The 25,573-nt window shown below is 70.2% G+C and carries 32 protein-coding genes; 12 read left to right on the forward strand and 20 right to left on the reverse strand.

What is annotated here, in order from left to right; all coding sequences use genetic code 11:
• Window positions 1-149: 149 nt before the first annotated feature.
• Window positions 150-596 (reverse strand): NfeD family protein, encoded by a 447-nt coding sequence (locus FHY02_RS02190; protein WP_183920046.1) that lies wholly within the window; start codon window positions 594-596, stop codon window positions 150-152.
• Window positions 596-1,558, reverse strand: coding sequence for an SPFH domain-containing protein (locus FHY02_RS02195; protein WP_183920048.1), 963 nt, complete (start codon window positions 1,556-1,558; stop codon window positions 596-598). The genes FHY02_RS02190 and FHY02_RS02195 overlap by 1 nt, the downstream gene beginning before the upstream one ends.
• 132 nt (window positions 1,559-1,690) lie before the next feature.
• On the opposite strand from FHY02_RS02195, the gene guaB reads away from it, so the two are divergent.
• The 6 genes from guaB (at window position 1,691) to FHY02_RS02225 (ending at window position 6,846) form a co-directional block, all read left to right on the forward strand.
• The gene (gene guaB, locus FHY02_RS02200) at window positions 1,691-3,148 is read left to right on the forward strand and encodes an IMP dehydrogenase (RefSeq protein WP_183920050.1); all 1,458 of its coding nucleotides are present in this window, start codon (window positions 1,691-1,693) and stop codon (window positions 3,146-3,148) included.
• Complete coding sequence (locus FHY02_RS02205) at window positions 3,149-4,303, forward strand: RsmB/NOP family class I SAM-dependent RNA methyltransferase (protein WP_183920052.1); 1,155 nt, start codon at window positions 3,149-3,151, stop codon at window positions 4,301-4,303.
• A gap of 33 nt (window positions 4,304-4,336) precedes the next feature.
• On the forward strand, window positions 4,337-4,858 hold the full coding sequence (locus tag FHY02_RS02210) for a M48 family metallopeptidase (RefSeq protein ID WP_183920054.1): 522 nt from the start codon (window positions 4,337-4,339) through the stop codon (window positions 4,856-4,858).
• Between the two features lie 86 nt (window positions 4,859-4,944).
• Complete coding sequence (gene ccmC, locus FHY02_RS02215; protein ID WP_183920056.1) at window positions 4,945-5,670, forward strand: heme ABC transporter permease CcmC; 726 nt, start codon at window positions 4,945-4,947, stop codon at window positions 5,668-5,670.
• Window positions 5,671-5,767: 97 nt separating this feature from the next.
• Window positions 5,768-6,205, forward strand: a complete 438-nt coding sequence (ccmE, locus tag FHY02_RS02220; RefSeq protein WP_183920058.1) for a cytochrome c maturation protein CcmE — start codon at window positions 5,768-5,770, stop codon at window positions 6,203-6,205.
• Window positions 6,205-6,846, forward strand: coding sequence for a hypothetical protein (locus FHY02_RS02225; protein ID WP_183920060.1), 642 nt, complete (start codon window positions 6,205-6,207; stop codon window positions 6,844-6,846). The genes ccmE and FHY02_RS02225 overlap by 1 nt, the downstream gene beginning before the upstream one ends.
• A 16-nt stretch (window positions 6,847-6,862) precedes the next feature.
• On the opposite strand, the gene FHY02_RS02230 is transcribed toward FHY02_RS02225, so the two are convergent.
• Complete coding sequence (locus tag FHY02_RS02230; protein WP_183920062.1) at window positions 6,863-7,084, reverse strand: DUF3072 domain-containing protein; 222 nt, start codon at window positions 7,082-7,084, stop codon at window positions 6,863-6,865.
• A gap of 135 nt (window positions 7,085-7,219) precedes the next feature.
• Here FHY02_RS02230 and FHY02_RS02235 point away from each other — a divergent pair, with 135 nt between their 5' ends.
• On the forward strand, window positions 7,220-9,142 hold the full coding sequence (locus FHY02_RS02235; protein WP_183920064.1) for a potassium transporter Kup: 1,923 nt from the start codon (window positions 7,220-7,222) through the stop codon (window positions 9,140-9,142).
• Window positions 9,139-9,666 carry a 2'-5' RNA ligase family protein gene (locus FHY02_RS02240; protein WP_183920066.1) on the forward strand — a complete coding sequence of 176 codons (528 nt, stop codon included), beginning with the start codon at window positions 9,139-9,141 and terminating at the stop codon, window positions 9,664-9,666. The genes FHY02_RS02235 and FHY02_RS02240 overlap by 4 nt, the downstream gene beginning before the upstream one ends.
• A 621-nt stretch (window positions 9,667-10,287) precedes the next feature.
• Here the strand turns inward: FHY02_RS02240 and FHY02_RS02245 are convergent.
• The 7 genes from FHY02_RS02245 to FHY02_RS02270 form a co-directional block, all read right to left on the reverse strand.
• Window positions 10,288-11,895, reverse strand: coding sequence for a recombinase family protein (locus FHY02_RS02245; RefSeq protein WP_183920068.1), 1,608 nt, complete (start codon window positions 11,893-11,895; stop codon window positions 10,288-10,290).
• A 323-nt stretch (window positions 11,896-12,218) separates the two neighbouring features.
• Entirely contained in the window at window positions 12,219-12,353 is a 135-nt protein-coding gene (locus FHY02_RS22810; RefSeq protein ID WP_260172564.1) for a hypothetical protein, read from the reverse strand.
• Window positions 12,350-12,643, reverse strand: a complete 294-nt coding sequence (locus FHY02_RS02250) for a hypothetical protein (RefSeq protein WP_183920070.1) — start codon at window positions 12,641-12,643, stop codon at window positions 12,350-12,352. Before FHY02_RS02250 ends, FHY02_RS22810 begins: the two co-directional genes overlap by 4 nt.
• Entirely contained in the window at window positions 12,640-13,107 is a 468-nt protein-coding gene (locus FHY02_RS02255; RefSeq protein WP_183920072.1) for a hypothetical protein, read from the reverse strand. The genes FHY02_RS02250 and FHY02_RS02255 overlap by 4 nt, the downstream gene beginning before the upstream one ends.
• 109 nt (window positions 13,108-13,216) lie before the next feature.
• Window positions 13,217-13,531, reverse strand: a complete 315-nt coding sequence (locus tag FHY02_RS02260) for an ogr/Delta-like zinc finger family protein (RefSeq protein ID WP_183920074.1) — start codon at window positions 13,529-13,531, stop codon at window positions 13,217-13,219.
• Window positions 13,528-14,022 carry a hypothetical protein gene (locus FHY02_RS02265; RefSeq protein ID WP_183920076.1) on the reverse strand — a complete coding sequence of 165 codons (495 nt, stop codon included), beginning with the start codon at window positions 14,020-14,022 and terminating at the stop codon, window positions 13,528-13,530. The genes FHY02_RS02260 and FHY02_RS02265 overlap by 4 nt, the downstream gene beginning before the upstream one ends.
• Window positions 14,019-14,375 carry a hypothetical protein gene (locus FHY02_RS02270; RefSeq protein ID WP_183920079.1) on the reverse strand — a complete coding sequence of 119 codons (357 nt, stop codon included), beginning with the start codon at window positions 14,373-14,375 and terminating at the stop codon, window positions 14,019-14,021. The genes FHY02_RS02265 and FHY02_RS02270 overlap by 4 nt, the downstream gene beginning before the upstream one ends.
• Before the next feature lie 85 nt (window positions 14,376-14,460).
• Between FHY02_RS02270 and FHY02_RS02275 the strand changes: the two genes are divergently transcribed.
• Genes FHY02_RS02275 through FHY02_RS02285 form a run of 3 tightly spaced genes read left to right on the forward strand, consistent with a single transcriptional unit; the run spans window position 14,461 to window position 15,945 of the window.
• On the forward strand, window positions 14,461-15,186 hold the full coding sequence (locus FHY02_RS02275; protein WP_183920081.1) for an XRE family transcriptional regulator: 726 nt from the start codon (window positions 14,461-14,463) through the stop codon (window positions 15,184-15,186).
• A 15-nt stretch (window positions 15,187-15,201) separates the two neighbouring features.
• Window positions 15,202-15,498: an excalibur calcium-binding domain-containing protein gene (locus FHY02_RS02280; protein WP_183920083.1), complete on the forward strand. Its 297-nt coding sequence runs from the start codon at window positions 15,202-15,204 to the stop codon at window positions 15,496-15,498.
• A gap of 39 nt (window positions 15,499-15,537) precedes the next feature.
• Window positions 15,538-15,945 carry a thermonuclease family protein gene (locus FHY02_RS02285; protein WP_183920085.1) on the forward strand — a complete coding sequence of 136 codons (408 nt, stop codon included), beginning with the start codon at window positions 15,538-15,540 and terminating at the stop codon, window positions 15,943-15,945.
• Window positions 15,946-16,173: 228 nt separating this feature from the next.
• Here the strand turns inward: FHY02_RS02285 and FHY02_RS02290 are convergent, their stop codons facing one another.
• Entirely contained in the window at window positions 16,174-17,154 is a 981-nt protein-coding gene (locus FHY02_RS02290; RefSeq protein ID WP_183920088.1) for a hypothetical protein, read from the reverse strand.
• Window positions 17,155-17,252: 98 nt separating this feature from the next.
• Between FHY02_RS02290 and FHY02_RS02295 the strand changes: the two genes are divergently transcribed.
• A complete protein-coding gene (locus tag FHY02_RS02295; RefSeq protein ID WP_183920090.1) occupies window positions 17,253-18,011 on the forward strand; it encodes a hypothetical protein in 759 nt (252 codons plus the stop codon).
• Window positions 18,012-18,050: 39 nt separating this feature from the next.
• On the opposite strand, the gene FHY02_RS02300 is transcribed toward FHY02_RS02295, so the two are convergent.
• The 9 genes from FHY02_RS02300 to FHY02_RS02340 are packed head-to-tail and all read right to left on the reverse strand — an operon-like array spanning window position 18,051 to window position 25,363.
• Window positions 18,051-19,082 (reverse strand): contractile injection system protein, VgrG/Pvc8 family, encoded by a 1,032-nt coding sequence (locus FHY02_RS02300; protein ID WP_183920092.1) that lies wholly within the window; start codon window positions 19,080-19,082, stop codon window positions 18,051-18,053.
• Window positions 19,079-19,483, reverse strand: coding sequence for a phage tail protein (locus FHY02_RS02305; protein WP_183920094.1), 405 nt, complete (start codon window positions 19,481-19,483; stop codon window positions 19,079-19,081). Before FHY02_RS02305 ends, FHY02_RS02300 begins: the two co-directional genes overlap by 4 nt.
• On the reverse strand, window positions 19,480-22,215 hold the full coding sequence (locus FHY02_RS02310; protein ID WP_183920096.1) for a phage tail tape measure protein: 2,736 nt from the start codon (window positions 22,213-22,215) through the stop codon (window positions 19,480-19,482). Before FHY02_RS02310 ends, FHY02_RS02305 begins: the two co-directional genes overlap by 4 nt.
• 1 nt (window position 22,216) lies before the next feature.
• Window positions 22,217-22,339 (reverse strand): GpE family phage tail protein, encoded by a 123-nt coding sequence (locus FHY02_RS02315; RefSeq protein WP_183920098.1) that lies wholly within the window; start codon window positions 22,337-22,339, stop codon window positions 22,217-22,219.
• A gap of 8 nt (window positions 22,340-22,347) precedes the next feature.
• Window positions 22,348-22,677, reverse strand: coding sequence for a phage tail assembly protein (locus tag FHY02_RS02320; RefSeq protein ID WP_183920100.1), 330 nt, complete (start codon window positions 22,675-22,677; stop codon window positions 22,348-22,350).
• A gap of 14 nt (window positions 22,678-22,691) precedes the next feature.
• On the reverse strand, window positions 22,692-23,198 hold the full coding sequence (locus tag FHY02_RS02325; protein ID WP_183920102.1) for a phage major tail tube protein: 507 nt from the start codon (window positions 23,196-23,198) through the stop codon (window positions 22,692-22,694).
• 26 nt (window positions 23,199-23,224) lie between these two features.
• Window positions 23,225-24,409, reverse strand: coding sequence for a phage tail sheath subtilisin-like domain-containing protein (locus FHY02_RS02330; protein ID WP_183920103.1), 1,185 nt, complete (start codon window positions 24,407-24,409; stop codon window positions 23,225-23,227).
• Between the two features lie 13 nt (window positions 24,410-24,422).
• Window positions 24,423-24,770 carry a GPW/gp25 family protein gene (locus FHY02_RS02335; protein ID WP_221198460.1) on the reverse strand — a complete coding sequence of 116 codons (348 nt, stop codon included), beginning with the start codon at window positions 24,768-24,770 and terminating at the stop codon, window positions 24,423-24,425.
• Between the two features lie 5 nt (window positions 24,771-24,775).
• Complete coding sequence (locus tag FHY02_RS02340) at window positions 24,776-25,363, reverse strand: phage baseplate assembly protein V (protein ID WP_183920105.1); 588 nt, start codon at window positions 25,361-25,363, stop codon at window positions 24,776-24,778.
• Window positions 25,364-25,573: the final 210 nt, after the last annotated feature.

The following is a 25,573-nucleotide window of genomic DNA, read 5'->3' on the forward strand; positions in this document are numbered from 1 at the left end:
TCCGCACACGCCTCCCATCGCTGAGTCCGCGGCACGGTGGATCCTGAAACGAGTTCAGGATGACGCCGGAACGGGGGCAGGCGGCTGCTCCGCAAGACCGCGAGGAGGGCGTGGGAGATCGCCTCTACCGCACCGATGTGCTCCCGCCCTCACGCCTCCTCCACGCTGACCACGCCGTCGCGCACCGCGACGATGCGCACGCGCGCGTTCGCGGGAAGGTCGGGACCGCGTGCGGGCCAGCTCCCATCACCCACAACGACGCGGCCGCGGCCGTCGATGATCGCGCTCTCCAGCCGCGTGACCTCGCCGACCAGTCGAGCGGCGCGGTCGTTCAGTCGTGTGTCCCCGCTGCCCACCGGATAGTCGCGGTACCAGCGTCGGCCGACCACCACCGCCACCGCGCTCCAGAGCGCGAAGCAGACCAGCTGCGCCGCGAGCGGCAGCGGTGCGAGCGCGTAGCTGATCGCCGCGGTGACCGCCGCCGCGAGCGCGAGGAAGACGAGGAACACGCCCGGTACCGCCAGCTCCGCGATGCCGAGCAGCAGCGCCGCGGCAAGCCAGGCTGCGCCGGGGTCACCCAGCCAGTCCCAGCCCATCACCGCGGATCGAGTGCCGAGCGCGGCAGGTCGAGCGGCGGCGCGGGCGAGTCCTTCGGCGCGAGCACGCTCTTGGTCAGCTCGCCGATCCCTCCAAGAGTGCCGATCAGCTGGGTCGCCTCGACCGGGAAGAGGATGGTCTTGGCGTTCGGACTGGTCGCGAACTTGCCGACCGCCTCGACATATTTCTGCGCGACGAAGTAGTTAATCGCCTGCGTCCCGCCCGCGGCGATCGCGTCCGACACCACCTGCGTCGCCTTGGCCTCGGCCTCCGCCGCCCGCTCGCGTGCCTCGGCGTCGCGATAGGCCGACTCGCGCCGGCCCTCGGCCTCGAGGATACGCGCCTGCTTCTGTCCCTCGGCGCGCAGGATCTCCGAGGCGCGCGACCCTTCGGCGTCGAGGATGTTGGCGCGCTTCTCGCGCTCGGCCTTCATCTGCCGGCCCATCGCCGCGACGATGTCGGCGGGCGGGCGGATGTCCTTGATCTCGACTCGCGTGATCTTGACGCCCCAGGGTACGGTGGCGTGGTCCACCACCGAGAGCAGCCGCGCGTTGATCTCGTCGCGCTTCGACAGCGTCTCGTCGAGGTCCATCGACCCCATCACGGTGCGCAGGTTCGTGGTCGTCAGCTGGAGCAGGGCGACATAGAGGTCGGACACCTCATAGGCCGCCTTGGCGGCGTCGAGCACCTGGAAGAAGACGACGCCGTCGGTCGAGACGATCGCATTGTCCTTGGTGATGATCTCCTGTCCGGGGATGTCGATCACCTGCTCCATCATGTTCACGCGCCGCCCGACGCGGTAGAAGAAGGCAGGGTAGAAGTTGAAGCCGGGCGCGGCGGTGCCGGTGTAGCGGCCGAAATGCTCGATCGTGTACTGATAGCCCTGGCGGACGATCTTGATGCTCGTCAGCAGGTAGAAGACGACCAGCGCCAGGAACAACAAGGCCAGCGTCACCGTCATCGTTTCTCTCCCCCCGCGGGCTCACCGCGTCCACGATGCCATCATAGCCCGTGCGGGGCGGGGGGCCTAGCGAGATGCGGGGAACGCGGTTACATGGCGCGCCACTCCTCGCTCCCAAGGATTCGGCGCCTCATGGATATCCGTCTCGGCCTCACCTTCGACGACGTGCTGCTAACGCCCGCCGAGTCCGCGGTGCTCCCCGGCGAGGCGGATACGCGGACGAAGCTGACTCGCGACATCGCGCTCAACATCCCGATCCTGTCCTCGGCGATGGACACCGTCACCGAGGCCGACATGGCGATCGTGATGGCGCAGCTGGGCGGTATGGGCGTGCTCCACCGCAACCTCACCGTCGACGAGCAGGTCGCCGCGGTGCGGCAGGTCAAGCGCTTCGAGAGCGGGATGGTGGTCAACCCGATCACGATCGCGCCGCAGGCGACGCTGGCCCAGGCGCAGGCGCTGATGAAGGCCAACCGGATCAGCGGCATTCCCGTGGTGGAGCGCGACGGCAAGCTGGTCGGCATCCTCACCAACCGCGACGTGCGTTTCGCCGAGAACCCGAACCAGCGCGTCGCCGAGCTGATGACGCGCGAGAATCTCGTCACCGTCTCGATCGGCGTCGCGAAGGAAGAGGCGCGCCGGCTGCTCCACCAGCGCCGCATCGAGAAGCTGCTGGTGGTGGACGACGCCTATCGCTGCGTCGGGCTCATCACCGTCAAGGACATCGAGAAAGCGGTGATGTACCCGGAGGCGACCAAGGACGCCGCCGGACGCCTCCGCGTCGCCGCCGCCACCACCGTGGGGGACAAGGGCTTCGCGCGCACCGAGGCGCTGGTCGACGCCGAGTGCGACCTGATCGTCATCGACACCGCGCACGGCCACAATCGCGACGTCGCGCGCGCGGTCGAGCGCGTGAAGAAGCTGTCCAACTCGGTCCAGGTCGTCGCCGGCAACGTCGCCACCGGCGAGGCGACGCGCGCGCTGATCGACGCCGGCGCGGACGGCATCAAGGTCGGCATCGGACCGGGCTCGATCTGCACCACGCGTGTCGTGGCGGGCGTGGGCGTGCCGCAGCTCACCGCGGTGATGGACTGTGCCGAGGCCGGCGCCGCCGCGGGCGTGCCCGTGATCGCCGACGGCGGCCTGCGCACCTCGGGCGATCTCGCCAAGGCGCTGGCGGCGGGCGCGTCGACCTGCATGGTCGGCTCGTTGCTCGCCGGGACTGAGGAAGCGCCGGGAGAAACCTTTCTGTATCAGGGGCGTGCGTACAAATCCTATCGCGGGATGGGAAGCGTCGGCGCGATGGGGCGCGGCTCCGCCGACCGCTATTTCCAGGGAGAGGTGCGCGACCAGCTCAAGCTCGTCCCCGAGGGGATCGAGGGGCAGGTGCCCTATAAGGGGCCGGCGCGCGACGTGATCCACCAGCTGGTCGGCGGCATCAAGGCGGCGATGGGCTATACCGGCTCGGCGACGATCCGCGACCTGCAGGAGCGCGCGCGCTTCGTCCAGATCACCGGCGCTGGGCTCAAGGAGAGCCATGTCCACGACGTGACGATCACGCGCGAGGCGCCCAATTATCCGACCCGCTGAGTGACTCCGGCGGCGCGCACCCAGGCGGCGATCGAGCTGCTCGACTCGATCGTCGCCGCCGCGGAGCAGGGCGGCGCGGCGGCTGACACGCTGATCGCGCGCTATTTGGCGACCCGCCGCTATGCGGGGTCGAAAGACCGGCGCGCGGTGCGTGAGCTGGTCTATGCCGCGGTCCGCGCGCTCGGCGAGCGCCCGGCGAACGGGCGCGCGGCGCTGGTCGCGCTCGCACGTCAGGAGCCGGCGCTCGCCGCCACCTTCGACGGCTCGCCCCACGGCCCCGCGCCGATCGGCGACGAGCCCGCGGCGATGCCGGGCGTGCTGCCGCACTGGCTAGCCGAGCGGTTCGCCGCATCGGGGCTCGGCGACGAAGAGCAGGCTGCGTTAGTCGAACGCGCGCCGCTCGACGTCCGCGTTAATCGGCTGCGCGGGGAGGCGCCCGCGATCGACGGTGCGGCGTCGATCCCCGGCCTCCCTGATGCGCTCCGGCTACCCGCCGGCACCGACCTCGCACCCTATGCCGGGCTGGTCGAGGCGCAGGACGCCGGCAGCCAGGCGGTGACGCTCGCCGCCGGCGCCGCGCCGGGTATGACGGTGCTGGACCTCTGCGCCGGGGCGGGGGGCAAGAGCCTCGCGCTTGCCGCCGCGATGGCGAACCGGGGGCGGATCATCGCCAGCGACGTCGATCGCGCGCGCCTCGCCCGGCTCGCGCCGCGCGCGGGCAAGGCAGGGGCGACGATCATCGAGACTCGCCTGCTCGACGGTGGCCGCGAGGCCGACGCGCTCGCCGACATCAGCGCGGACGTCGTGTTTGTCGACGCGCCCTGCTCGGGCAGCGGCACGTGGCGGCGCAATCCCGAGGCGCGCTGGCGGCTCACCCCCGATCGGCTCGAGCGCTACGCCGCGATGCAGCGCCACGTGCTCGCACTCGGGGCGCCCGCGGTGCGCCCCGGCGGCGCGCTGGTGTTCGTCACCTGCTCGCTGCTCGACGCCGAGGGAGCGGATCAAGTCGAGCGTTTCCTCGCCGACCATCCCGGATGGCAGGCCGAGCCGCTCGCGCTGCCGTGCGGGCGCGCGCGCGGGCAGGGCGTCCGGCTCACTCCCGCGCACGACGGCACCGACGGTTTTTTCGTCGCGCGGCTGCGGGCGCCATGCTAGGCGCTGGCGATCGTGTCGAAGCTGGAGCCGTTCATGCGTTTCACCTCGGTCGCCGCTGCGGCGGCGCTGGCGCTGGTATCGATCTCGACCTCGCTGCACGGCCAGCGCCCGGACGACCAGATCGACGCGCGCAGCATGGCGCTGCTTCAACAGGGTAAGGCGGCACGCGCCGCGGGCAATATCGACGGTGCGACCGATCTGTTCGAGAGCGCGGTCACGGTCGATCCGCGCAACCGCCAGGCCTTCATCGCGCTCGCGCAGGTGGCGGAGGCGCGCCAGCTGCCGGGCAAGGCGATCCGCCTCTACCGCGAGGCGCTGCTGCTCGAGCCCAACGACATCGCCGCGCTGACCGGGCAGGGCGAGGCGATGGTGGCCAAGGGGGCGGTCGAGCGCGCCAAGCAGAACCTCGCCCGAGTGCGCACCTTGTGCCAGGGTCAGTGCACTCAGGCGACCGAACTCGCCGCGGTGATCGCCAAGGGCCCGCCCGTCACCACCGCGCAGGTCACAGCGCCCAGCACCGTGCCGCCCGCGGCACCGCCGTCATCGCGCGACTGAGCCGCTCGCGTCCCCGGGCAAGAGTCGCTAAGCTCCTGCAACGCCTAGCCCTTCCTTCCGCCTGACCGATCGAGACGCACCGCCTCTTGCCGACGCTCCACGCCCTCGCCAATCCCGCCCGATTCCTGCGGATCGCGCGCCCACTCACGCCCTGGCTGTGGTGGCTGGGGGTTGTGCTGGTGGCGTTCGGCAGCTGGGCCGGGCTGACCCAGACCCCGCCCGACTATCTGCAGGGCGAGACGGTGCGGATCCTCTACGTCCACGTGCCCACGGCGTGGCTCGGCATGGGCGGCTGGAGCGCGATCGCGATCGCGAGCACCGCCTTCCTGGTGTGGCGCCACCCGCTCGCCGAGGTTGCCGCGCGCGCCGCCGCGGTACCCGGCGCAACCTTCGCCGCCCTGTGCCTCGTCACCGGCGCGATCTGGGGGCGGCCGACCTGGGGGACGTGGTGGCAGTGGGACGGGCGGCTGACCTCGATGCTGCTGCTGTTCTTCGTCTATCTCGGCTTCATCGCGCTCTCCAACGCCGACCGGGAGCGCGGTGGCGACGGGCGCGTCCCCGCGATCTACGGCATCGCCGGCACCGTGCTGTTGCCGATCATCCGCTACTCGGTGGTGTGGTGGAACACGCTGCACCAGGGGCCGAGCATCGGCCTGACCTCATCGACGATCGACCGGTCCTTGCTCTGGCCGCTGCCGATCATGCTGGTCGGCTTCTCCTGCCTGTTCGGCGCGATCGTGCTGATGCGGATGCGCGCCATCCTCGCCGCCGCGAAAGCCGAGGCGCGGCTGCGGCGGAGGGCGCTGGCGTGAACCCCTGGCCCTTCGTCACCGCGGCCTATGTTCTGGTCCTCGGCGCCGGCGCGCTGGTGGGTTGGCTGAGCTATCGCGCGATGCGGAAGCACGAGAAATGACGCCCAAGTCGCAGCGGATGACGCTGGTGCTGCTCGGCATCGTCGCGCTCGCCGCGGCCGCGCTGCTGGCCTTGTCGGGACTGCGCGGGCAGGCCGCCTTCTTCTACGCGCCCAGCGACGTGCGCGGCGCGCTGCCCGCGCCGGACCGCGCGGTGCGGCTGGGCGGCATGGTCGAACGCGGCTCGATCCGCCGCGCGGGCGACGGCGTGTCGATCGCCTTCACCGTCACCGATGGGCAGGCGACGACGCCGGTGCGCTTCAGCGGCATCGCGCCCGACCTGTTCCGCGAGGGCTCGGGCGTGGTCGCGGAGGGGCATTTCAATCCCGACGGTTCGTTCAGCGCGACCAACCTGCTCGCCAAGCACGACGAGAAGTACATGCCGCCGCAGATGGCGGGCAAGATGCACGAGACCCGCACGCTGGAGACACAGTGATGGGCTTCGTCGCGTTGCTGCTGCTCGGCGCCGGCGCCTTCGGCGCGTTGGCGTTGCTGCGCGCCGATCGTGCCCTGTGGACCCTGCTCGCCGCCGCGCTCTGCCTCGGCGGCGCCGGCTATGCCTGGCAGGGCTCGCCGCTGCTCGGCGTCCGGCCGGCGACGCCGCGCACCGAGATCGCGCCGATCGACCCCGACGAGATCGCGCTGCGCGACAGCCTGCTCGGGCGCTACACTGCCGACACCGCCTATCTCGTCGCCGCCGACGCGATGACGCGCAGCGGCAACAGCCGCGCCGCTGCTCGAGTCGTGTTGGGGGGCCTGTCGAAGCTGCCGAAGAGCTTCATCCTGTGGACCTGGGCGGGGGTCACGCTGGCGGCAGAGGCGGGCGATCGGCTCTCGCCCCCGGCGCTGCTCGCCTTCCGCCAGGCGGCGCGACTCGCGCCCGAGCATCCGGCGCCGCCATACTATCTCGGCATGGCCTATCTGAAGGCGGGCCAGCTCGCCCAGGCGCGCGCGCTCTGGCTGCACGCCGTGGCGCTCTCCGCGCCCGGCACCGACTACCGCCGCGAGTTGGTGCGGCGCGTGCTGGTGCTCGATCAGTTCATCGCCGCGGGCGTCGATCCCTCGCGCGGAGGGTGACGCCCGCGCGATCGGATCAGTCGGCCTTGCCGCGCCCGGTCTGCTCCTGCAGCGAGTCGATCTTCTTCGACGCATCGGCCTTGCTCAGCGTCTCGTCGAACGACTCGCCCGCTTCCTCGCTCAGCGTCTTGAGATAGCTCGCCTGCGCGCCGGTCATCGGCTCGTCCCCGGTGGTCCAGTCGTCGGGGTTCTTCTCCGCATTCGAGAAAGGGTGGGTCTTGGGGTTGTCGTCGCTCATCACCATCTCCTGTAGCGTGTCCACAACCCCGCCGTTCGATATCTGTTCCGCGTTGCCGGTACCCTGCGCGCGTGCTAGGCGCGCCAGCACCATGGGTAGACACGCGGGCGACGCCTCGAGAACGGTCGGCAACGCATGAGCGTGAACACCGACGATCCGGCGGTCCGGGCGCAGGCCCAGGCGGGGCATCATCACGGCAGCGGCGACGGGCTCGCGCGGCTCGCGCTCGGCGCGATCGGCGTGGTATACGGCGACATCGGCACCAGCCCTTTGTACGCGATGAAGGAGGTGTTCGTCGGACACCATCCGCTCGCGGTCGACCCGCTTCATATCTTCGGCGTGATCAGCCTGGTTTTCTGGTCGCTGATGCTGATCGTCACGCTCAAATATGTGCTGATCATCCTGCGCGCCGACAACAACGGCGAGGGGGGCAGCCTTGCGCTGCTCGCACTGATCCAGCGCCGCTCGGGCGCGGGCAAGCGTTGGGGGCCGAGCCTCGTCATCCTGGGCGTGCTCGCCACCGCGCTGTTCTTCGGTGATTGTATGATCACGCCCGCGATCTCGGTGTTGTCCGCGGTCGAGGGCCTGGCGACGGTGGAGCAGGGCTTCGACTCGTTCGTGCTGCCGATCGCGGTGACGATCCTGATCGCGCTCTTCTATCTCCAGTCGATCGGGACGGAGAAGGTGGGGCGGCTGTTCGGGCCGATCATGCTGGTTTATTTCGTGGTTCTCGCCGTCATGGGTGGGATCCACATCGTCGCGCGACCCGATATCCTCTACGCGCTCAACCCGATGTACGCGGTGCGCTTCGCCGCCAATGACGGCACGCTCGCCTTCCTCGCGCTCGGTTCGGTGGTGCTGGCGGTGACCGGCGCGGAGGCGCTGTACGCCGACATGGGGCATTTCGGGCGCAAGCCGATCTCCTACGCCTGGCTCGGCTTCGTGCTGCCCGCGCTGATGATCAACTATCTCGGCCAGGGCGCGCTGCTGCTGGAGAACCCCGCCGCGGCGGAGAACCCCTTCTTCTTGATGGCGCCGGAGAGCTGGCGTCTGTGGCTGGTGATCCTCGCCACGATGGCGACGGTGATCGCGAGCCAGGCGGTGATCACCGGTGCCTATTCGGTGGTGCAGCAGGCGGTGCAGCTCGGGCTGATGCCGCGGATCCGCATCACCCACACCAGCGCGTCGGAGGCGGGCCAGATCTACATCCCCGCCGTGAACTGGGCGCTGATGATCATGGTGCTGCTGCTGGTGTTCGGCTTCGGCGAATCGTCCAACCTCGCCGCGGCCTATGGCATCGCGGTGACGGGGACGATGTTCATCTCGACCTGCATGGTCGGGGTGCTGATCCGCCGCGTGTGGCACTGGCCGATCTGGGCGACCGCGCTGTTCGAGATAACCTTCCTGTCGATCGACGGGCTGTATTTCGCCTCGAACCTGACCAAGGTGCCAGACGGCGGCTGGTTCCCGCTGCTGGTGGCGGTGATCGTCTTCGTGCTGCTCACCACCTGGTCGGAGGGGCGCAAGCTGATGCTCGAGCGGATGCGCGAGGCGGCGATGCCGATCAAGATTTTCATCGACTCCGCCGCCACCTCCGCCACGCGCGTGCCCGGCACCGCGGTGTTCATGACGTCGACGCCCGAGGGCGTGCCGCACGCGCTGCTGCACAATCTCAAGCACAATCGCGTGCTGCACGAGCGCGTGATCCTGCTGACGGTGCGCGTCACCGACATGCCGTATTTTCCCGAGGAGGACCGTTTCCTCCACGAGGACCTGGGTCAGGGCTTCCATCGGGTGGTCTTGCGCTACGGCTTCATGGAAGAGCCCGACGTGCCCGCGCACCTGCGCTCCTATGACGGCTGCGGCGCCGAGTTCCGGATGATGGACACCAGCTTCTTCCTCAGCCGCCAGACGCTGCTTGCCTCGGACCGGCCGGGGATGGCGATCTGGCGCGAGAAATTGTTCAGCTGGATGCTGCGCAATGCCGAGAGCGCGATGGAATTCTTCCGCCTGCCGACCAACCGGGTCGTCGAGCTGGGCAGTCAGATCGAGATTTGAGCGAGCCGGCCGCCCCGACCCAGGCGCCGATCATCGTCACCGCTCTGTTCGGTGCGGCGGACCAGGCTTTCCTCGACGCGCAGCGCCGCGCCTATTTCCCGGCCGAGCGCAACCAGCTGGCGGCGCACCTGACGATGTTCCACCACCTGCCGCCGAGCGGTGCGGCCGAGCTGCGCCAGCGCTTGGTGGCGGAGACCCGCGGCGTGGTGCCGCCGCGCGCGCGGCTTGCGGGCGTGATCTCGCTCGGGCGCGGTGTCGCCTATCGTGTCGAGAGTCCCGAACTGGAAGCGATTCGGGCGCGCCTCGCGGAATCGTTCCGCGGCTCGCTGACGCCGCAGGACCAGGCCGGCTGGCGCGCGCACGTGACGGTGCAGAACAAGGTCGAGCCGGGCGAGGCGCGCGCACTGCTCGAGCGGCTCAAGGCGGTGTTCGTCGCGCGACCGGTGACGATCGCCGGGCTGGCGGCTTACTGGTACCGCGGCGGCCCGTGGGAGCCGCTGTCGCGCCACCTGTTCGGCGGCTGACGGAGAATTGATCCTAGGGCCTGTCACGGCGTTTCGCTCCGCTCTGGTGCCGCTCGGCCGTTGACCTGCGCGGCGATCATCGTCTCTATGGTGTCCGTTTTTCGGAGTTGAGACCGATGCGCGTGATCCTCTTCCTTCCGTTGGTCGCCGCCGCCATGTCCGGCGTGGGCGTGGCCGAGGCACGCGAGCGGCCGAGCCGGTTGTCCCGGGCGGAGCAGCAGAGGATCGTCTGTGTCCAGGAACGCGATGACGCGGGTGGCGCAGTACCGCGACAGGTCTGCCAGCCCGGGCGAGCCTGGGAGCTCGCGGTGCAGCGACACCGAGCCGCCGAGGCGGAGCGGGTGGCGGAGTGGCGCTCGCGGTCGACCAAGGCCTTCTACCTCGCCTCGCGCGATACCGTCCGTTAGCACGGAATGGTTCAAGCTCGCCGCAGGTCAGTCGAAGGTCGCTGAGCCTGCTCGAAGAATCGCGCTGATGGGCGCCTTGGACAGGTACGCCGAGCACCCTGGCGACGCAGCTATGGGCACGTCAAGCGGGCAGGGCCACGCCGCGTGACCGTGACCGGGGGTACATAGCCTAACGCAGGGCGACAGATTGCTGCGCGCCTGCCGCGCCCGGTCGCTACTCTGCGCGATGGTAGCGGAGGTCTGCTACCTTCGTTGTCGCCTTCGCTCCTCCCTGGCGGGTCGGGGTCGCGATCGAGAGGGCGGCGGCTAGGGAGCCGACGACCTCCAGCTCCACCCCGTCATCGGTTGGGTGCACGTAGATGACGTCGATCAGCTCGCGGAGCTGCTCGATCGTCGCGTCGCCGGGTTCGGCTTCCGGCGAGAGGCCGGCGACCAGGCGCAGCACGCGCTCCCGGTAGGCCGCGGCGATCGCCGGCTGGCGCGCGATCGTGGGCACGGCGTCGGCCTCGGCCACGGCGGCTCGGAGACGGTCGCGCTCGGCGCTGTGCTGCGCCAGCGCGGCGCGGACGTCGGCGAAGTCGGCGCCGCCCTCCGCCAGCACCGTCACCAGCCGCGACACCGCCGCCTCCGACTTGGCGAGCCGCGCGGCCAGCTGACGGCGCGCCGCCGCGGCGCTGCCGTCGCGGCGCCGGCGCTCGCGCTCATACTCCTCGACCAGCAGCGCGACCGCCTCGGGCGCGAGCAGCTGGTGCTCGAGGCCGGCGAGCGCGCGGCGTTGCAGCTCGGCCGCCTGGACGCGTCGGCGATTGTCGCAGGTGCCCGCGTCCTTGTGGCGCGCGCAGCCGAGTCGCGTGTCGGAGACGCGGACGAAGCTGCCGCCGCACACCCCGCATCTGACCAGGCCGGAGAGCAGGTGACGGGGGCGACGACGATGCGACAGCGGTTGCGCCGACTGCGCCAGGCGGCGGTCCTGCGCGGCCTGCCACAGCTCGTCGGAGACGATGCGCAGTTCAGGCATGTCGACGAACTCGATCTGCTCGGCGGCGTTGGGGCGCGAGACGCGGTTGCGCGTCTCGGGATCGCGCCGCATGTGGACGCGGTTCCAGGCGAAGCGCCCGACGTAGATCGGATTGTGCAGGATCCCGATCATGCGCGCGCGGTTGCCGACGATCGCCGACACCCGCCACTCGCCGCCGCGCGCGCTGGGGATGCCGTCGCGGTTGAGGTCGCGCGCGATCGCCTTGGGGCTCTTGCCGGCGACATATTCCTCGAGGATGCGGCGGACCACGGCGGCCTGCTCGGGCACGATGGCGCGGCGGCCGGCGTCGATCTCGCCGCGCTCGTCGAGCGTGCGCACCACCGCATAGCCGTAGCAGAGCCCGCCGGGCAGCCGCCCGCGCGCCATGTTGCCGCGCTGGCCGCGGCGTACCTTGTCGGCGAGCTCCTTGAGGAAGAGCGCGCCCATCGTGCCCTTAAGTCCGATGTGCAGCTCGTTGATCGCGCCCTCGGACAGCGTGACCAGCTGGACGTTGGCGAAGCACAGTTTCTGGTAGATCGTGGCGATGTCCGCCTGGTCGCGCGCGACTCGGTCGAGCGCCTCCGACAGAACGATGTCGAAGGCGCCCGCGGCGGCGTCGGCGAGCAGCGCGTTCAACCCGGGGCGCCGGTTGGAGGCGCCGGAGATGGCGAGATCGCTGTAGACCTCGACGACGTCCCAGCCCTCGCGCTCGGCGCGGGCGCGGCAGACGCGCGCCTGGTCCTCGGCCGACGTCTCGGACTGTCGGTCGGAGGAGTAGCGGGCGTAGATGGCGCAACGGGGCATCGGATGGTCCTGGCAGTGAGGTCGAGCGCGCGAGCGTCCTCGCTCGCCATCGAGCGGGCGAAGGCGCGTACCAACTCGGCGAGCGATGGCGGTAGCGACCCGGGCGGCACCGCGGGGCCGGCGCGACTCGGGACGCGCCGTGCTGGCGAGGGGGGCGAATCGCCGGGGGGCGGTTGAGGCGTCATCCGTGACTCTCCTGATGCGGGCTTTCCGTCGCGGACGGACGGCCGAGAAACTGTGGGAGCGGGTCGCGACAGGTGCGGGCACGGCGCCGCCGGCCGCCCGCGGCCGGGCCGGAGGTGCCGCGCCCGCGTCGGCGTGGGTCACACGCCGAACAGGACGAAGGCGCCGGGGCCGCCGAGCAGCGCGTCGAGCACGACGACCACCGCCTGCCCGATCGCGAGACCGAGCAGCACGCGCGCCGCGATCTGGTCGCGGGTGAGGCGCTGACGGGTCATGCCTCCGGCTCCGGCTCGGTGGGGCTCGCCGCCGCGACGGGCTGGTCGAGCGGGGGTCGCGGCAGGTGGAGCGCCTGGATCAGCGCGTGCGAGCGCTCGTCGAGCCGCGCGACGATCGCCGCGTCCAGGCGGGCGGTGCCGCTCTCGACGCTCTCCAGGACATCGATGACGCCCGCGAACAGGCCCCGGGCCGCCGCCTCGATCTGCGTCGCGCGGTCGAGCCAGGCCTGGGGGACGGGGCGCAGCGGCGCCGGCGCGGGCGCGTCGCTCGCGGGAGGCTGCGCGCTCACGCCGTCACCTCCCGCGCGCCGGCCTCGTCCGCGCAGCGGGCACAGCGCTGGTCGCTCGGCCAGGCGGAGGCGTCGAGCGCGCGCGGGTCCCAGTCGCTGAGGCCGCAGCCGCGGCAGATCCGCGGGTGGCGCTCGGGCGGCTCGGTGGCGAGCTGGCGGTACACGTCGGGGTCGAAGGCGAAGGCCTCGGCCAGCGCCTCGAGTGTCTCGGGGTGGCGCGCGACAACGCCGGGGCGCTCGAGCTGCTGGACCAGCGCGCGCGCCGCCTCGAAGTCGGCGGGGCGCGGCGCAATGCGGAGCGCGACCAGGTCGAGCGGGCGGCGCGCCGCCTCGCGGCACAACCGCAGGTAGGCGGCGGGGGTGAGCGGCGGCAGCGCCGTCGGCGCGGCGCTGGCGGCGCGCGACGCGGCCAGATCGAAGCGGCGCGGGAAGGTGGAGGCAGCGGTGGGGAGAGCGTGAGCCATCTAGCGGAACTCCTTCGGGCACGGGGAGGCGATCACCGGTCGCGCGCGGGCGGCCGGCGGGGTGGGGACTTGGGCGGTGTGGGGGCCGGCGCGGCGCCGGCGGCGCGCGTCAGCTCGGCGCGGGGTCGGCCTCGGCGGCGGGCGGGCGGTCGTCGTTGGCGGGGACGCGCTCGTCGTCGTTGGCGGCGCGGCGTCGGCGCTCGACCAGCGGGAGCTGCACCGCCGGATCGGGCGTGAGGCTCGGCTGGACGATCCGCAGCGCCACGATCTGCGCGACGAAGCGGCAGCCGCAGGCGTCGTTGCTGCACAGCACGCCGAGCTCGCGCACGGTGGCGGTGATCTGCTCGCTGTAGCGGATCAGCGCGGGGGCGCCGCAGTGGGGGCAGCGCACCAGCGGCGCGCGCGGGGGGCGGCGCGCGGTCACGCGGCGGCTCCGGGCCTGCCGGCGTGCGCGCCGATCGCCTCGGGGAGGAAGCTGGCGACGCGGCGCTGGAGCGCGGCGAGCGCGTCGACGGCCTCGGTCACCTCGGCGAAGGCGCGGTGCGCGTCGAGCGGCGAGGCGCGGTTGTTGGCGAGCGCCAGCGCGGCGGCGATCGCCTCGCCCGCCTCCTTGGCGGTGGTGGCGACCTCGGCGAGCAGCAGCCGCGCGTCGGCGTCGCGGCGCTCGACCGCGAGATCGAGCTGGAAGCTGTATGCCTCGTGGAAGGGCGCTCCGGTGCCCCCGGCGGCGCGCCAGGCGGCGTCGAACTCGAGCGCCTGGTCGATCGGCGGCACGGTGGAGTTGGTCGGCAGCGCCCAGGCGTAGATGGTGCGCTCGGCGCGGCCGGCGATGCGCGACGCCTCGGCGTAGCCGATCAGGCCGGCGACGCGCGTCATCGCATCGGCGAAGGTGAGGGGCGCGCGGAGGTGCGTCATTGCTGCCGCATCTCCTGCGAAGTGTGCTCGCGATGGTACGCGACAGCCGGTAGCGGAAGGCGCCAACTGACGGGTGTGTGGGTGAGTGGGGGGCGGCCGATGCTGATGAGGGCGAGGACGGCGGGATCAGGGATGACGCCACCCGGCCAGTTGGAGGGATCGCGGAGCCACGCGGCGATCCGCTCAAGGTTGGCGACCGTGAATGTGCGGCCGTGGCGAAGGCGCTCGAAGAAGGTGCCGTTGTTCAACACGATGGTCGACACGCGCGAGAGCGAGCGGCCGCCCCAGCGCACCGCCTCGGCCTCGTAGCTGTCGGCGATCCGCCGCAGTGCGCTGTCGTATGCTGCGTCCATGCCCGCTTTGTGCGGTACGTTTGCCGTATGGTCAACGGCATCCCTGCCGCTGGAGCGCGGCAGAGAAATGGTGCATGCGTGCCGCATGACGCGCCCGATCGACCTGCTTCAGGAGCGGATTTCCGCCAAATTGTTGGAGCGAGGCGTCACGGCGCGCGAGATTTCGATCGCCGCTTTGGGTCAGCCCGACGCGATCCGAAACATCATCCGCAAGGGTGCGATGCCCAGCATCGTCCGGCTCGACGCGCTCGCAGCCGAACTCGGTACGACCTCGGACTGGCTGCTCGGACGCGAGCAGGCGACGGAGCGTACCGTGCGCGACGAGCAGCGCGTGTCGGGCGACGCGTTCCGGCGATTGCCGAAGGATCTGCCCGTGTTCGGGAGCGCGCTCGGCGCAGACCTCGACTACAATGGCGAGAGTGGCGTCGTTGTCAGCGTTGAGCAAACCGAGGTGCACCAGGCCGCGCCGGTCGACTACATGGCCCGTCCGATCGGAGTGACCGGACGGCCGGACCTGTACGTGGTAACGGTCGCGGGGCACTCGATGGAGCCTCGCTTCGACTCGGGCCGGCGGGTTCTCGTCGACCCGAAGCGCTCGCCCGGCGCCGGCGACGACGTGATCGTGCAATTGCGCGGTCCCACGTTCGACGGCGAGGAGGTGCGTCATGTACTCATCAAGCAGCTGGTCCGGCGCCGACCCGGCGCAGTTGTACTACGCCAGTTCAACCCGGAGCTGGTCTTCGACGTGCCGAACGAGCAGATCGCCGCGATTCATCGAGTCATGCCGTGGGACGAGGCGCTCGGCTTCTGACGCTGAGCACGCGCGATGATCGCGCTGTATGCGCTCGCAGTGCTGGCGAGCGTCGCACCGGCGCCCGCGATCGTCGCGCTCGCGTCGGCCGCCGAATCGGGACACGTCGCCGGGCATGCGTCGGCGGCCGGGCAGGCGGCGGCGCGGCGGCACGCGCGTTGGAACCGCCACGCCCGCGTCGCCGCCAAGCCGGGGAGCTACTATTCGAGCTGCAAGAAGGCGCGTGCCGCGGGCGTGGCGCCTATGCGCCGCGGCGCGCCCGGCTACCGGCCGGGGCTCGACCGCAACAACAACGGGATCGCGTGTGAGTAGGACGATGATGCGGCGGGTTGGGGGCGGGGGGGTGAGCGGATGCTGACGCTGGCGCTGCTCGCGGCGGTGATCGTGCCGGCGGGCGAGAGCTTCCGCTGCACGCCGGTGCGCGTGTGGGACGGCGACGGGCCGATCTGGTGCGCCGAGGGGCCGCGGCTGCGCATCGCCGACATCGCCGCGCGCGAGCTCGACGGTTCGTGCCGCCGCGGTCACCCGTGCCCGAAGGCGAGCGGCATCGAGGCGCGCGACGCGCTGGTAGAGCTGCTCGGGGGCAGCCGCGGGACGACTCGCGACGGGCACGTCATCGTGGCGGGACCGCCGATGCAGTGCCGATCGCGAGGGCCGGATCGGTACCGGCGGACGGTGGCGGCGTGTAGCATGGCTGATGATCGTGACCTCGGACACTCCATGGTGATGCGAAAAGTGGCGGTCACTTGGGCGCATTGAGTGGGCGCTCGGGGGCTACGAGGTCTGCTGACGATCTAGCAGGTGCCTGACGCGACTGCTGAACCTTCTCATATTGCTGATCGCCCACCACTGCGAGCGACACGCACAGTGTCTCACATCAGTTCCAGTCATATTGGCAGGTCCAAACGACAATTTCACCGATACGGTTGAGTAGGCGTCGCTGCGAGACGTGCGAAGAGAGGGGCAGCATCACAGAGTGTCGATAAACTACCTAGAAGGTGAAGGTAGAATGCCAACAATGATTAGACGCTTTACCTTGCCTGCTCGATCTCGAACGAAGTAGACTTTAAAGTTGACTAAATCCTTTTTCATATTGTCGATAATGACCTGCCTGATATCCGGCAAGACGTCCGACGGAACGCTGAAGCTAACAGTCTTAACTCCCTCTTCAATCCGTAGCTTCCCCCAGCCGTTTTCCTTATTGAACTGAGTGATATCACCGAGAATAGGTGTAATTTGTCGATCGACGACCGCAGTTTCGATTTCTCTAGCCATTTTGCGATCCAAAAATAAAACAGATTTAACAGGGCCTCTGCGTTGGGTCGTGATCTCTAGGGTGGTGGCGCTCTTTCGCAGTGCGGTGCCCATCTCAACTATCAGGGGCGCGGCCATCGCGACTAATTTTTGACTCTGATCATCTGAGATTTTCGCTACGGCTCTTGCGGCCGTGGCTAGGCGTCGTTCACGATGAATCTCGGCGACGCGACGCTTGATTATCTTTGATGTTTCCGGCGGCAAGGATGCCGTCAGACTATCTCCCGATAAGACTGCGTCCGCCAATTCGTCGATTTCAGCAGGGACCAGATTGGGACCTGACGCATCATCGCCTTCATCGTCACCTAGTGAAGCTATTTCAATTCCTTTAAGTGCTGACTCACTGATTTTCTCGACCACTCTCTCGGCCACGTAGGCGACTAGGTCGGATAAAGATATATTTAGGAAGTCGTCCTTTTTGGGCTCATAATCTTCAACATTATAATTGAAGGATCCGCCCTTTTGAGCGACCAGCTCGATGTCAGGGTTGCTTTTGTGGCTGATATTATCCGCAAATTTCCCGGTTTCTCGAAATTGGGCGAGCTTAACGAGAAGTCGGGCTGCGCCATATTGAAATCTTGCGGCCTCATAGAAATTCATGCGGTGATCGTCCGCTTGCGCACCTTCGAAATGGAACGTCAACCGCTCGGCCATTCTGCCCCTCCGTTGAGAAAGGCTGCTGCCCTCCTTGCCTCGAAGCGATAAAACTCGCACCGTCAGCTAGTTAGGCGCAAGAGAACAGAACGGGATCAATGAACGATATTAGCGTCGGAGCGGTGGGAGCCGCGATTATAGCGGGGTTGGTATCGCTACTCGGCCTTATTATCGGCAAGGAGCAAAAGATATCGGAGTTTAGGCAGGCTTGGATCAATGATCTTCGAAAATGTTTAATCGCGTATCTTGTCCAAATTAATGCAATTGCAGACGCCATTCGCTCGCGCGCACAGCCAGGTGGGCCTGGTACAGCAGCGATCATCGAAAATTACAAAGCTCTTAATGAGGCTAGCCACGGGATAGTGCTCCGAGTGAATCCGGACGAGGCAACGGCCAAGGCACTTCTGGCTAGTATGTCGGCGTTTGAAAATCTGGCAAAAAATAACGCAACCCTGACCCCTACTAATATTGAAGAAGCTGAGAAGGTCTATGTGAGCGCCTCAAAAAATCTTCTGAAACATGAATGGAAAAGGGTAAAGCGCGGTGAAAGAACGTATGTTCTTTCTAAGTACATTGTCTTAACCTGCATTATTCTGTTGATTGTGGCAATGATTTATCTATGGAGGTCGTACACACCGAAAGTTGATGGCGCGTCTAAGGAAGAGAATCCGATGCAAGTTATCAATAATCAGGTGAGTTGTCCTCTTGTTCCATCGTCGCCACGTTTGCAAGGTGCACGTGAAAACACGATTGCGCGACATAAACGTTCGTTGAGGGACGCAAAGGCCAAGGAAGTACGCACCCGCTCCTGTACCGGTTACGAATTCAACCCAATTCGTGGCAAGAGCATGCGCTGACAGATTGTCGTGCTCAGCTCTCCTTAGCCTCATCGCCCGTTATGCGATTGCCTCGACCATCACACTAGTGGTCCAACCCCGCGCCCCCAGCTCGTGCGACACCTCGCTCGCCACCCAGCGCGTCTCGTCGATCGCGCGCTTGTACCCGCGCACCGTCACCGGCCGCTCCGGGTAGAGGTCGAGCCGCCCCAGCGCGAGCGACAGCTCCAGCCGGCGCGGCGTGCGCCCGGAGCGCTTGCGCTCCGCCTCGGCCGCGGTGCGCGCCGCCGCCTCGCTCGGGTACACGCGCGCCAGCCGCTTCGCCGCGCCGTCGCCGTCGCCGACCGTCACCACCTGCCTTTTCGCCTTGCCGCGATCGTGCCACGCCGCTTCGACCTTGCCCGCCGCCTCGCGCTTCTCGACGCGGTAGCTGTGGCGGTCGCCGTCGCCGCGCGCGATCATCGCCGGCGGGATCGTCGCGCCGCCCGCGGTCGTGCCCACGCCGATCGGGGCGAACAGCAGCGTCTTAGCCTTCACCGTCGCGAGCGCGTCGTGCTCGCGGCCGAGCCGGCGTAGCAGCGCCATGTCGCTCTCGCGCGTCTGTGCCAGCACCTTGACCGCGATCCCCGCCAGTGTCGGATCGACGCGCGCGCGCAGCCCGTTGCGCCCGGCAAGCGCGCGCACGACCTCGCCCAGCGTCGTGTCGTGCCAGGCGTGCTCGCGGCGCGTGCGCAGCGAGCCGGCGAGGTCGGCCGAGCGCGCGCGGATCACCAGCGCGTCGGGCGGCCCGCCGTGCTCGACCTCGTCGACCACGAAGTTTCCCTTGTCGACCAGCCCGACCGTCACGCCCGCGCCGCTGGCCCAGCCGAGCTGGAGCGTGATCGTCGCGCCCTCGGGCGGGATCGCGACCTGGCCGTCGCTGTCGTCGACGGTGAGTTCGAGCTGGTCGGCCTCGTCGCCGCGGCGCTCGCTGAGCCGCAGCGCGACCAGCCGCGGGCGCCCGCCGCGCGCGCCGTCACCGCGCAGCACCGGCGTGATGTCCTGCCCGTCGACGGTGATGCGATAGTCGGGCCGGTTCGCCGGCGCGCTCACGCCGCGGCGCCCGCGCCTTGCTCGGCGTCGATCTCGAGCAGCTGGAGCTGGAAGCTGATCAGCCTCGGCGTGCCGTCGGGGAAGAAGGCGGTGTGGCGCTCGCTCACGCGCGTGACGACGAACTGGCCGAGCACGTCGCCGCTGCCGCTCACCAGCGGCCAGGCGGCGCCGTCCGCGGCCATATCGACCAGCTGCGCGAGCGAGGCGGCGCCGTCCATCAGCTCGGCGGGGGCGTCGCCGGCGAGCGTGATCTCGTCATTGTCGCGGCCGAGGAACTGCGTCGCGTCGAGCGCGCCGACGCGCGGTGCGCGGGCGTGGCGCCAGGCGCGGTCGCGCGCCAGCTCCTGATAGGCGAGCGTGTCGATCGAGAAGACGAACATGCCGAGCGCCATCAGGTTCATCGGTCGGCCCCGTCGGGATCGTCGCGGTAGCTGGCGCGGGCGTGCGCGGCCTCGCGGCGGCGGTGCGCCGCGAGCGCGCGGGCGACTTCCTCGGCGATAGAGCGCTCGCTCTGTCCGGGCGCGGCGTGGACGTGGATGGTCACCGGCCCGGCGGCAGCCGCGACGATCGCGCGGCCGGGTGCGCCGTCGCGGCCGGCGCGGACCGTGCCGGTCGGGCCTCCGATCCGCCGCAGCGCACCGCGCGCGTCGGCGCCGCGCTCCACCACCGCGGCGGCGCGCGCGATCGCGGGCGCCACGCGCGCCGCCGCGGCGGGCAGGGCAGGGGCCGCGAGCGCGGCGCCGGCGGCGAACCCGCCGGTGAGCGCGCCGGCGACCTGGCGGACGCGGCGCAGCGGCAGCGCCGACCCCTCCACCAGTCCGCGGTCGAGCCCCGCCATCACGTGCCCGCCGAGCACGGCGAAGACGCGGCTGGGCGATTGGATCCCGAGCCTGGCGGCGAAGCGCGCGCCGAGCTGGTCGGCGAGCTTGCCGACCTGCGCGAGCAGGTAACCGGCGCCAGCGAGGATGCCTTTCACCAGCCCCTTGATCAGGTCGAGCCCGGCCTGAGCGAAGCGGGCGCGCAGCGCCTCGTAGCCCCGCAGGATGGCCAGCACCGGCCGCACCGCCGGTGCGACGAAGCCGGCGAGCCAGGCCACCGCGCGCGCGCAGGCGCCGCGGATCGCGGCCCAGTTGTCGTAGATCTTCTTGGCGACGAGGATCATTCCCGCGACCAACGGGAAGAATAGCACCGTCAGCCCGAGCGTGACGTTGCGGATCGTCGTCCAGTTTTGCGTGAAAGCGCCGGCAACCCCGCGCCACAGCCCGGCGAAGAAGCCGGTGATCTTCCCCCAGTTTGCGTAGAGCAGATAGGCGGCGCCGGCGAGCAGCGCGACGCCGGCGACCACCGCGGCGACGGTGCCGATGATCGGCAGCAGCCCGACCGCGGCGACTCCGCCGGCGACGCCGAGCGCGACCAGCCCGGCGTTGGCGACCGCGATCGGCCCGAGGACCCCGGCGACGCCGAGCGCCACCGCGCCGAAGCCGACCAGCAGCAGCGCCAGACCGCCGGCGACCAGCGCGGCGGCCTTGGCGAGCCGCGGGTGGCGTTCGGCCGCGGCGCCGACCCAGCTGGTCAGCGCGGCGAGCTTGCCGATCAGCGCGGTCGCCGCGGGCAGCAGCATGGTGCCGAGGTTCACGGCGAGGATCTTGCCCTGCACGCTGAGCGCCTTGCTGGCCTCGGCCGAGTCGCGCATGCGCTCGGCGAAGTCGCGATCGGTGACGTTGCCGTCGCGCGCCGCCTTGTTCGCCTGGGCGCGGATGTCGCGGTACAGGCCGAGGTTCTGGATCAGCGGGCGCAGGCCCTGCTGCACCTGCGCGTCCTGGAAGAGATAGCCGATGCGGCCGAGATCGCCCTTGAGCGTGCGCTCGGTAATCTCGGCGAGCGCCTCGATCGGGGTTTTGCCCTCCTGGTAGGCCTTCTTGAGCGCGGCCGGCAGGTCGACGCCCATCTTGCCAAACTTCTTGATCGTCTCGGGCGAGCTGATCTTCTGCAGGATGTTGTTGAGGTTGGTCGCGGCCGCATGCGCGTCGCCGGCGCCCTTACGCGTGATCTGCAGCGCGGCGGCGAGGTCGGCGCCGGCGCGCACCCCGGTCTGCCCGAGCCCCTGATAAGCCGCGGTCAGCGAGGGGAAGAAGCGCGCCATATCCTTGATCTCGAACGCGCCGGCCTTGCCCGCCTGTGCCATGGCGTCGATCATGCGGCCGGTCTGCGCGACCGGGATCTTGAGGTTGTCGTGCGCGGCATAGGCGGCCTTGGCGAGGTCGCCGATCTCGGCCTTGTAGGCGGTCGCCGCCTTGCCGATCGGCTGCATCATCTTCGTCGCCTGGCGCGGGTCGAGCCCGAAGCCGGCGAGCGTGTCGACGCCTTCCTGCATCGCCTCGGGCAGCTGATTGGCCTGGCGCGCCGCCTTCAGCAGCTCCGCGCCCATCTTCGCCGCCTGCGCGCGGCCGATGTCGGCCTTCTGCGCGATGTCGGTCATCTTGGACTCGTAGGCCTGCGCCGCCTTGACGCCCTCCCACAGCGGCGCGCCGAGCGCCATGCCGCTGCCGATCGCGCCCGCGCCGGCGCCGGCGATATTGCCGGCGGTGCCCTGGATCGCCTGGAAGCGCTCGCGCGCGGCGGCGAGCCGCTGCTGGCGCTCGGCGGCCTTCTCGGCGCGCGCGACCTGACCCTCGAGCGCGCGCGACGCCTCGCCGGCGGCGACGCGCAGCTCGCGGTCGTGGCGCGCCAGCTCGCGCGTGGCCACGCCCGCCTCGCGCAGCGCGCCGCGCAGCTGCTGGAGCCGGCGCAGCTCGTCGTCGTGCGTGTCGGACAGCCCGCGCGCCTCGCGCTTGGCGCGCTCCAGCTCGCGCGACATCGCGCGCGTCGGGCGCTCGACCTCGGCCGCGGCGCGCGCCAGCGCCGCCACCTTCGTCTGCGCCGCCTCGAGCGCGCGCGCGGTGGCGAGCGAGTCGGTCTTGAGCGCGCGGAAGGCGGCGACGTTGCCGCGGACCTGCTCGATCTCGCGCAGCCGGTCGCGCGCACCCTTCAGCGCGGCGTCGGCCTGGCGCCCACCCGCGGCGAGATCGCGCAGCGGCTTGGAGAAGCGGTCGCCGGCTTCGAGCAGCAGGCGGATGCGCAGCTCGCGGTCCACCTCAGTCCTCCGTCTCAGCCGAGCCGCGCGCGACGGCGCGCGCGTGCCAGCGCATCAGCTCGGCGGGCGGCATCGGGTCCATCATCGCGGGCGACCAGCCGAACACCGCGGCGAGGTCGGCCATCGCCTCGTCTAGCTCGTCGGCAAGGCCGCCTTGGCGGCCCTCGGCAGCAAAAAATCCATCACCTCGCCGCCGAGCTGGGTGAGGTCGGCGGGGTCGAGCGTGGCGCCCTTGGGGATCATCGGTGTCGTGATCCGCGGCGCCAGCGTCAGCAGCGCGACCACGTCGCAGTTGAGCAAAGCGTTGATCGTCAGCCCGCGCAGCTCGCCCGAGGTCGGGCGACGCACCTGGATCACGGTGCCGGCGGGGATCACCTCGGCGTCACCGACGGTGACGGCCGCGTCGAGGGTGAAGCTGGCTGGGGCTGGCGCGGCGGGGAAGAGATCGGGCGTGTCGGTCATGGTCGGTGCCTCGCTCACAGGATCGCGGCGCGCTGCGCGGCGAGCCGGTCGACGCCGCCGACCAGGAAGACGAAATTGAGCACGTCGATCTCGATCTCGGTGACGCCGTCCCAGTCGAGCCGGTAATAGGTCAGCGCCGACTTCACCTTGAACGTGCCGGCCTCGCCGGGCTTCTGCTCGCCGGCGTCGATCTCGGAGTGACGCCCGCGCACGGTGACCTCGACCGTGGCGCCGGCGCCGGAGGAATCGTCCTGGTAGAAGCCGGTGAAGCGTTGATAGACGCCGCTCGCGTTGGTGTGCCCGAACTGGCGCAGGATCTCGCGCATCGGGCCCCCGTAGGTCGCCTCCAGCTCGAGCGCCTCGCCGCCCATGTCGTACTTGACCTCGGCGTCCATCCCCCCGCCGCGATACGCCTCGAGCTTGCGGTGGAGCGGCGGCAGCGTCACCGACGCCACCTCACCGAGCCAGCTGCGGCCCTCGTTGAACAGGTTCATGTTCTTCAGCTTGCGCGGCAGCGCCATCGGTCGGCTCCGTCAGAGGGCAGGCGTCACGCCGCCAACCGGCTCGCGAAATCCGCGAGATAGCTGTCGGTGATGCGCTGATTGAGCAGCAGGTTCTCGAGCGGCGGGACGGCGGTGACGTCGTAATCGATCGTCAGCTTGCCGGCGCTCAGCTGCGCGGCGTCGTTCTTGCCGGCCTTGACCTCGAACCAGGCGCGGCCGTCGATGATGCGGCCCTGCGCCTTGAACTCGCGCAGCGTGCCGTTGATCGTCTCGACCACGTCCTTGGCGAGGCTGGGGCGCAGCGGCTGGTCGATCGCCCACTGCATACCGTTCGCGATGGTGTCGACCAGCACGTCGGCGGTGCGCGCGGTCGACTCGAAGGTGTACGGGCTCTCGGGCTCCACCGTGGTGCGATTGCCCCAGAAGCGGTAGCCGGCGGAGGTGCGGATCAGCGCGGTGACCTGCTTGTCGTTGAGCAGCGCCGCCTCGCAGCCGGGATCCTGTACATCGAAGCCGACGTCCTTGGTGAGGCCGAGCACGCCCTGGACCGGCACGTTGCTGAGCGTCTTATGCCAGCCGATCTCCTGGTCGATCCGCGCGCGCAGGCCGAGCGCGCGCGCCACCGCGGCGCTGGGCGCGCTGGTGCCGGCGACGCTGTCGAAGGCGAGAAAGTCGGGGTAGACCAGCATCAGCCGGCGCGACGCGAAGTTGGCGCGATAGGCGATGGCGGCGTCGCTGTCGGCGCCGAGCGCGCTGACGTAGGCGAAGCCGCGCAGCTTGTCCGCGACCCCCGCCAGCGCGGCGGCGACCGGCTGGGTGTCGAGCCCCGGTGCGCCGAGGATGCGCGGGCGGACGCCCAGCTGCGGCTCGGCGGCGAGCAGCGCCTGAAGGCCCGTTTTGGTGCCGTTGACGGTGCTGCCGATTACGTTCGAGTCGACCCACCGCGCGTCCACGTTGGTGTTGACGCGCACCACCACGACGGGCGCGCGCGCCTGATCGGCGATAGCGACGAGCGCGGCACGGAGCGTGCCGCCGGTGCCCGCGACGCCGATCGCGGAGGGCAGATCGGTGACGAGCGCGGGGCGATCGAGCGGGAAGGCGGCGTCGAGTGCGGCGGTCGCCGCGCCGGCCGGTGCGGTGGCGGTCGCGACCAGCCCGATCACCGCGGTGGCGACGGCGGTGAGCGCGCGAGCGCCCTCGCTATATTCGGTGACGGTGATGCCGTGCATGCGCGGGCGGTCCTCAGGCGGGGCGGGGGGCGAGCGGGACGATCAGCCGCGCGCGCGCGTTGGGCGCGGGCAGGTCGGTGCGGGTGGCGTCGATCGCGAGCGACACGCGACCGTCGGCGCGCGCGTCGACGCGGATGGCGGATACGCGCAGCCGGCGCTCCCAGCGCGACAACGCGAGCGCGGTCGCGGCGATCAGGCGCATGCGGCCGAGCGCGTTCATCGGCTGGTCGAGCAGCTCGGGCAGCAGCGAGCCATAATCGCGGCGCGCGACGCGGCTGCCGATCGGGGTCGAGAGGATGTCGGCAACCGACTGGCGCAGGTGTGCCTCGCCGCCGAGCGATCTGCCGGTGCGCGCGTCCATGCCGTTCACTGCGGCGGCCCCGAGGTGCCACCGCCGGGCTGGACGCCGGCGTGGGTGTGGGTCTTGAGGCTCTTGCCGCCGGCGCGGACGTCGCCGCCGGAGGTGACGTCACCGTCCGCGGCGAGCTTGCCCGCGACTTTGACGTCGCCCTCGATCTTGGTCACGCCCTTGATCGTGACGGGTGCCTCGATGGTGACGCCGGCGGGTGCGGTGATCTTGAGCGGGCGTCCGCCTGGCAGCCGCAGCACCAGGCCGCTGCCACTGGCGTCGTAGGACAGTTCGGCGCCGTCGCTGAAGGCGATGACGTCGCGGCGATCGGTCGCGGGGGCGGGATTGGCGTCGCAGTAGAGGCCGGCGAGCACCAGCCCACCTTCCACGTCGCCCTCGGGGCAGAGCAGCAGGCATTGCTCGCCCACCGCGGGCGGCGACCAGACGCGCGTGGTGCCGGCGCGCGCGGTCAGCCAGGGCAGCGCGCCGGTGACGAGGTCGCCGACGCGGACGCGGCAGGCCGCCGCGGCGAGGTCGACCGACTCGACGGTGCCGAGCTGGAGCAGGTTGCCGATCAGGCGGCGCGGGTCGGAGAGCGCGGTCATGACGGGCGCGACTGTGGCAGCACGCCCGCCGCGGCGCGCGGGCGCGTGCCTGTGGGAGGTGGCTGCGACAGGTGCTCAGCGCGGAGGCGATGCGCTCCTGTCAGCGATTAGGGCGTCAGCCGCCGCGTCTGATTGCGCCCAACATCGGACATTCACGCGCTTGTTCGGCTTCCGGAAACTCGCCCTTCGTACAGCATGGTCGAAGCGGTA

Origin of the sequence: Sphingomonas sp. BK069 (assembly GCF_014193405.1) — a bacterium.
Classification (GTDB): Bacteria; Pseudomonadota; Alphaproteobacteria; order Sphingomonadales; family Sphingomonadaceae; genus Sphingomonas.

What these genes read in the sequence shown, in the direction of transcription:
- FHY02_RS02315 (WP_183920098.1), bottom strand. Translation starts at nt 22,339, where the DNA reads ATGGCCGACCTCGCCGCGGTGTTCGGCTGGTCGCCCGCGATGATGGAC.
- FHY02_RS02210 (WP_183920054.1), top strand. Translation starts at nt 4,337, where the DNA reads ATGCGTTTCACCTCGGTCGCCGCTGCGGCGGCGCTGGCGCTGGTATCG.
- ccmE (WP_183920058.1), top strand. Translation starts at nt 5,768, where the DNA reads ATGACGCCCAAGTCGCAGCGGATGACGCTGGTGCTGCTCGGCATCGTC.
- FHY02_RS02305 (WP_183920094.1), bottom strand. Translation starts at nt 19,483, where the DNA reads ATGAACCTGATGGCGCTCGGCATGTTCGTCTTCTCGATCGACACGCTC.
- FHY02_RS02290 (WP_183920088.1), bottom strand. Translation starts at nt 17,154, where the DNA reads ATGGCCGAGCGGTTGACGTTCCATTTCGAAGGTGCGCAAGCGGACGAT.
- FHY02_RS02270 (WP_183920079.1), bottom strand. Translation starts at nt 14,375, where the DNA reads ATGGACGCAGCATACGACAGCGCACTGCGGCGGATCGCCGACAGCTAC.
- FHY02_RS02245 (WP_183920068.1), bottom strand. Translation starts at nt 11,895, where the DNA reads ATGCCCCGTTGCGCCATCTACGCCCGCTACTCCTCCGACCGACAGTCC.
- FHY02_RS02225 (WP_183920060.1), top strand. Translation starts at nt 6,205, where the DNA reads ATGGGCTTCGTCGCGTTGCTGCTGCTCGGCGCCGGCGCCTTCGGCGCG.
- FHY02_RS02230 (WP_183920062.1), bottom strand. Translation starts at nt 7,084, where the DNA reads ATGAGCGACGACAACCCCAAGACCCACCCTTTCTCGAATGCGGAGAAG.
- FHY02_RS02330 (WP_183920103.1), bottom strand. Translation starts at nt 24,409, where the DNA reads ATGCACGGCATCACCGTCACCGAATATAGCGAGGGCGCTCGCGCGCTC.
- FHY02_RS02320 (WP_183920100.1), bottom strand. Translation starts at nt 22,677, where the DNA reads ATGACCGACACGCCCGATCTCTTCCCCGCCGCGCCAGCCCCAGCCAGC.
- FHY02_RS02235 (WP_183920064.1), top strand. Translation starts at nt 7,220, where the DNA reads ATGAGCGTGAACACCGACGATCCGGCGGTCCGGGCGCAGGCCCAGGCG.
- FHY02_RS02275 (WP_183920081.1), top strand. Translation starts at nt 14,461, where the DNA reads ATGACGCGCCCGATCGACCTGCTTCAGGAGCGGATTTCCGCCAAATTG.
- FHY02_RS02285 (WP_183920085.1), top strand. Translation starts at nt 15,538, where the DNA reads ATGCTGACGCTGGCGCTGCTCGCGGCGGTGATCGTGCCGGCGGGCGAG.
- FHY02_RS02295 (WP_183920090.1), top strand. Translation starts at nt 17,253, where the DNA reads ATGAACGATATTAGCGTCGGAGCGGTGGGAGCCGCGATTATAGCGGGG.
- FHY02_RS02195 (WP_183920048.1), bottom strand. Translation starts at nt 1,558, where the DNA reads ATGACGGTGACGCTGGCCTTGTTGTTCCTGGCGCTGGTCGTCTTCTAC.
- FHY02_RS02265 (WP_183920076.1), bottom strand. Translation starts at nt 14,022, where the DNA reads ATGACGCACCTCCGCGCGCCCCTCACCTTCGCCGATGCGATGACGCGC.
- FHY02_RS02340 (WP_183920105.1), bottom strand. Translation starts at nt 25,363, where the DNA reads ATGACCGCGCTCTCCGACCCGCGCCGCCTGATCGGCAACCTGCTCCAG.
- FHY02_RS02280 (WP_183920083.1), top strand. Translation starts at nt 15,202, where the DNA reads ATGATCGCGCTGTATGCGCTCGCAGTGCTGGCGAGCGTCGCACCGGCG.
- FHY02_RS02325 (WP_183920102.1), bottom strand. Translation starts at nt 23,198, where the DNA reads ATGGCGCTGCCGCGCAAGCTGAAGAACATGAACCTGTTCAACGAGGGC.
- FHY02_RS02255 (WP_183920072.1), bottom strand. Translation starts at nt 13,107, where the DNA reads ATGGCTCACGCTCTCCCCACCGCTGCCTCCACCTTCCCGCGCCGCTTC.
- FHY02_RS22810 (WP_260172564.1), bottom strand. Translation starts at nt 12,353, where the DNA reads ATGACCCGTCAGCGCCTCACCCGCGACCAGATCGCGGCGCGCGTGCTG.
- guaB (WP_183920050.1), top strand. Translation starts at nt 1,691, where the DNA reads ATGGATATCCGTCTCGGCCTCACCTTCGACGACGTGCTGCTAACGCCC.
- FHY02_RS02190 (WP_183920046.1), bottom strand. Translation starts at nt 596, where the DNA reads ATGGGCTGGGACTGGCTGGGTGACCCCGGCGCAGCCTGGCTTGCCGCG.
- FHY02_RS02335 (WP_221198460.1), bottom strand. Translation starts at nt 24,770, where the DNA reads ATGGACGCGCGCACCGGCAGATCGCTCGGCGGCGAGGCACACCTGCGC.